This window comes from Planktothrix sp. FACHB-1355, from assembly GCF_014748295.1.
In the GTDB taxonomy this organism is placed as follows: domain Bacteria; phylum Cyanobacteriota; class Cyanobacteriia; order Cyanobacteriales; family Aerosakkonemataceae; genus Aerosakkonema; species Aerosakkonema funiforme_A.
Genome location: NZ_JACJUP010000578.1, coordinates 1 through 4,289 on the forward strand (window position 1 = coordinate 1; position 4,289 = coordinate 4,289).

The window sequence follows — 4,289 nt, forward strand, 5'->3', positions numbered from 1 at the left end:
ATGGCAGGCCAAACTGGAGCAAGGAATTCAGCACTCGAGCAGATGCTAGGATATGGCAAAAATTCCAGATCGCATTTTCCCAAGGATGAGGAGATACATCAGGAGCTCGTGGCAAGGAAACGCGATCGCTACCGGGTAGACAACCCTTACCTGTTTTGGGAGCGCGATCGCTACCAAATGGAAAAGCGTTATCTTTGCAAAGACGGACAGCTAATGTGGTGTCACGTCACCGGTTATTTGGTACGCGATAGCGAGGGTAACCCCGAATTTGGCATTCGCATGGTAGAAGACGTCACCAAGCACAAGCAAACTCTCAAGCAGCTACAGCATTATCAGGAACGCTTGGAAGATATGGTCGGAGAGCGTACCGCCTTCCTTGCTAAAGTAAACGAACAGTTGTCTTGGGAAGCGACTCACGATGCGCTCACCGGACTGATCAACCGTCGCGAATTCGAGCAGCGTCTGGAAGCAGCTGTGTTGGGTGCCAGAAAACAAAATCAAAAGCATACCCTGTGTTATCTCGACTTAGACCGATTCAAAATTGTTAACGACACTTGCGGTCATGCTGCTGGTGACGAGCTGCTACGTCAGCTCAGCGCTATGTTGCAAACTCACGTGCGCCAGACCGATATTTTAGCGCGACTCGGCGGTGATGAATTTGCCTTACTGCTCTATAATTGCCCTCTTCAGCAAGGACTTAAAGTAGCGCGATCGCTCAAAGAAGCGATCCAAACTTTCCGGTTTGTATGGCAGGATAAAACTTTCAGTCTCGGCGTCAGTATCGGAGTAGTACCCCTGACTGACTGCCAAACTTACGGTCATGTGGTTTTACAAAATGTAGATAAGGTATTGAGCGCAGCTGACGCTGCTTGCTACCAAGCTAAAAATAAAGGGCGCAATTGCGTACACATCTACAAACCTAACGATGAAGATTTGGCACAACAGCGAGATCAAAAACAATGGATCGCCAGAATCAATCAAGCGATCGGTGAAAACGATACAGATAAAACTCAGAGCGAATATTCCCAAACTTCGGAACTGGCAGATAACAAGTTTTGTTTGTACTATCAACCGATAGTTTCTGTTGGTTCCCATCGCTTTGTCAGAGAATATCACGAAGTTTTACTGCGTTTGGTGGATGAAAAAGGGGAGGTGATTCCGCCAATGGCTTTTCTCCCAGCAGCTGAGCGATACAACCTCATGCCAATTATCGATCGCTGGGTGATAAGCACATTCTTGGCAAAGCAGGCTCGCCAAGGTAGGGAGATGCAACATCGTTCTCTTTATGCGCTCAATCTTTCTACAGCTAGCATTAACGACGAAAATTTTATTAACTTTCTGTATGAGCAGTTCTCGCTCCACGAAATCTTGCCTGAGACGATTTGCTTTGAAATTACTGAAAGCGTTGCGCTCTCAAATTTTAGCCAAACAAATAAGCTCATCCGCGCTCTCAAGTATTTAGGTTGCCGAGTAGCTTTAGATGATTTTGGTAGCTGTATTTCTTCTTTTGCTTATCTTAAACAGTTACCTTTGGATTATTTAAAAATAGCTGGAGATTTGATAGAAGGCATTTTGGATGACACAATTACTTACGAGAGCGTCAAAGCAATCAACAATATCGCTCATGTTATGGGTATTGAGACGATCGCCAAGTTCGTTACCAATGCCTCTATCCTGGAAAAAGTAAAGGATATTGGGGTAGACTACGCTCAGGGTTATGGCATCGCCGCCCCCCATCCCTTAGTGACTAAACCCAGCCCAATATACCCAGAAATATGGTTGGAAAGGCGTTGTTCTTAAGTTGAATTAATTGATATGCAAACGGTTCCGCACATCGGCACTTTATACGTTGTGGCAACTCCAATCGGCAATCTGGAAGATATGACGTTCCGGGCAGTGCGAATTTTGCAAATGGTGGATACGATCGCGGCGGAAGATACCCGCCATACAGGAAAACTTTTGCAGCATTTTCAAATTGCTACGCCCCAGATAAGTTACCACGAACACAATCGTCAGCAACGCATTCCGGAGTTAGTAGATCTGTTGAAGCAGGGAAAATCGATCGCTCTCGTCAGCGATGCCGGTATGCCGTTGATTTCCGATCCAGGATACGAGTTAGTTCGAGCTTGTATCTCCGCAGAAATACCGATAGTACCTATTCCCGGTGCTAGTGCGGCAATTACAGCTTTAAGCGCATCTGGGTTATCGACAGACCGATTTGTGTTTGAAGGTTTTTTACCTGCAAAAGGGTCAGGCCGAAAGGAGCGTTTGGAAGCTTTACAAACAGAATCCCGAACTATTATTCTATACGAATCTCCCCATCGCTTGCGGCAAACTTTGCAAGATTTGGCAGATGTTTTGGGTGAAGACCGGCAGCTAGTCTTGGCAAGGGAGTTAACTAAATTGCACGAAGAGTTCTGGCGGGGAACGATCGCAGAGGCTATACTTGCTTATTCGCAACGGGAGCCCCAAGGGGAATTTACTCTCGCCCTAGCAGGTCTCCAGCTAGAAAAGCCTAATTTTTCCGAGGAAACCCTTAAATCCGAGTTACAACAGCTACTCGGTCAGGGAATATCTCGTTCGCAAGCCAGCCGCCAGCTCGCAAAAGCAACCTCTCTGCCGCGTCGTTTGATATATCAGCTCGCGCTCTCTCTTCCTGTTGTAGAAATATAAGACAAACTCGAGCTGCCTTCATCAAAATTTTACAGAAATCACCCTAAATTAAGGTTATATTCTTTAAGATAAACAGGTTAAAAAAACTACAACAGCCGTCTTACAAAAGCTGCATGATTACATCCAGCTATGTTTTGCTACGGCTATGCCGATCCTATTGGTATTAGGGGTGTATCATGACAGCATTGCTATTTGCGTCTTCCGCAACAGCTTATGTTTTTTCCGGCATGATTTGCTATCTGCTCTCGATCGGCAGTGGCAAGGAATATCGGCAGGAGTATAAATCGATTAACCCTACTCTTGTCAAGGCGTTAGTCAGGCTTTGGATAACAGCTTTGTGGCCCATTTGGATAATCGGGGAAATTACAGGCGAAGAAGGGATCGCTGAAACGTTAGCAGTCAATCCCATTAGTTGCTCGGATTCGGAAGTAAGCTTAGTAGAAGAAAGTCAGTTTAGCAATCAATAGTTTTGAAATACCTCTTTAGAAAACATTTCCGATAAGGTACGCAAATAGGGTAAGAAGACAGCGACATCTTCTAAGCGCAGACGATCGTGCAATTCCCAGACGATCGCTTGGAGCATATCCTGCACTAATGTCCAGCTCACCCCCAATCGGGGATACAACATTACGCATAAGGGAAACAGCTCCTGTTGTACCGAGAAAATGTTACCTTGAAGAACGCATAAACACAAATATACTTGAAACATCTCCACATCTCGGATGCTGGATATTTTCACCTTTTCGTCGCTGACAAGGCCACTGTAGCTTTGATAGCCCGGATGCTGACGACAGACGCGATCGAAAACAGCATAGGCTATATTCGTACTCGCGGGTAAAAGATGCTGAACTGCTAAGAGTTGGGGCGAATTTAAAGGCAGATCGGCAGCTGCTTTGTAAGCCGCTTGCAACGGCATATACATATGGTCGTCCATGACCTTTAAGTAAGACTGAAACAATGCTTGCTCCGATTTCGATAGAGATGCCAGCAACTTTTGGCCCGTGTAGTGGAACTGCATACTCACAAATCCGATCGCACGGGGATCGACGCTGGTGTACTTCTGCCTCACCCGACCGCAATCTGCACCCAAAATGACCGATAGGCGTGCAGGTGGGATCTCTTTAGTATAAGCATTTAGAGCTTTTTGAAATAAATTGCGCGTATCTGCGGCAATCTCCAAGGGGTTGATTAAATCGGGATTGATGCGGTGGCGTCGCATTTCCTCTCCCAGCAACGTTTCCGTCAAAGACCAAGCTTGGGCGCTAGCCAAAGTCAGATTCTGGCTCAATTTGTTTGCTGTGCGAGTTCTACCCTCCAAAGAAGATACTTCCATCAGAGTTTCCAGCTTTCTCGGTTGCTTTGCATCTTCAGCGGCAGTTACGGAGAGAAAGTATTTCCGTGCCCATAATGCCGCCAGAGAGTGCAGTTTCAATTCCGATGCTTGGGATTGGACGGCTGTAAGTTTGGGAGATTTAAAGTTAACCCCTGTAGATGCAAAGGATTGAGTCATTCTTTTTGCCCTGAATCTGGTAAAATATGTCAAAAAAGTTTAAAAATAGCAAATAAAGTAGCTTTTAGACTGTTGGCCTAACGCTAGTTTATTTTCAGACGAGAAT

At 45.7% G+C, this 4,289-nt stretch carries 4 protein-coding genes; 3 read left to right on the forward strand and 1 reads right to left on the reverse strand.

Annotated elements, in window-relative coordinates:
- The 3 genes from H6S82_RS20990 to H6S82_RS21000 all read left to right on the forward strand — a co-directional run.
- The coding region (locus tag H6S82_RS20990) for an EAL domain-containing protein (RefSeq protein WP_242057050.1) at positions 1-1,800 on the forward strand (1,800 nt) is incomplete at its 5' end.
- A gap of 15 nt (positions 1,801-1,815) precedes the next feature.
- Positions 1,816-2,673 (forward strand): 16S rRNA (cytidine(1402)-2'-O)-methyltransferase, encoded by an 858-nt coding sequence (gene rsmI / locus H6S82_RS20995; RefSeq protein ID WP_190461976.1) that lies wholly within the window; start codon positions 1,816-1,818, stop codon positions 2,671-2,673.
- 176 nt (positions 2,674-2,849) lie between these two features.
- The gene (locus tag H6S82_RS21000) at positions 2,850-3,140 is read left to right on the forward strand and encodes a hypothetical protein (RefSeq protein ID WP_190461978.1); all 291 of its coding nucleotides are present in this window, start codon (positions 2,850-2,852) and stop codon (positions 3,138-3,140) included.
- Here the strand turns inward: H6S82_RS21000 and H6S82_RS21005 are convergent.
- Positions 3,134-4,183 carry a hypothetical protein gene (locus tag H6S82_RS21005; RefSeq protein WP_199315108.1) on the reverse strand — a complete coding sequence of 350 codons (1,050 nt, stop codon included), beginning with the start codon at positions 4,181-4,183 and terminating at the stop codon, positions 3,134-3,136. The genes H6S82_RS21000 and H6S82_RS21005 overlap by 7 nt on opposite strands.
- Between the last annotated feature and the right edge of the window lie 106 nt (positions 4,184-4,289).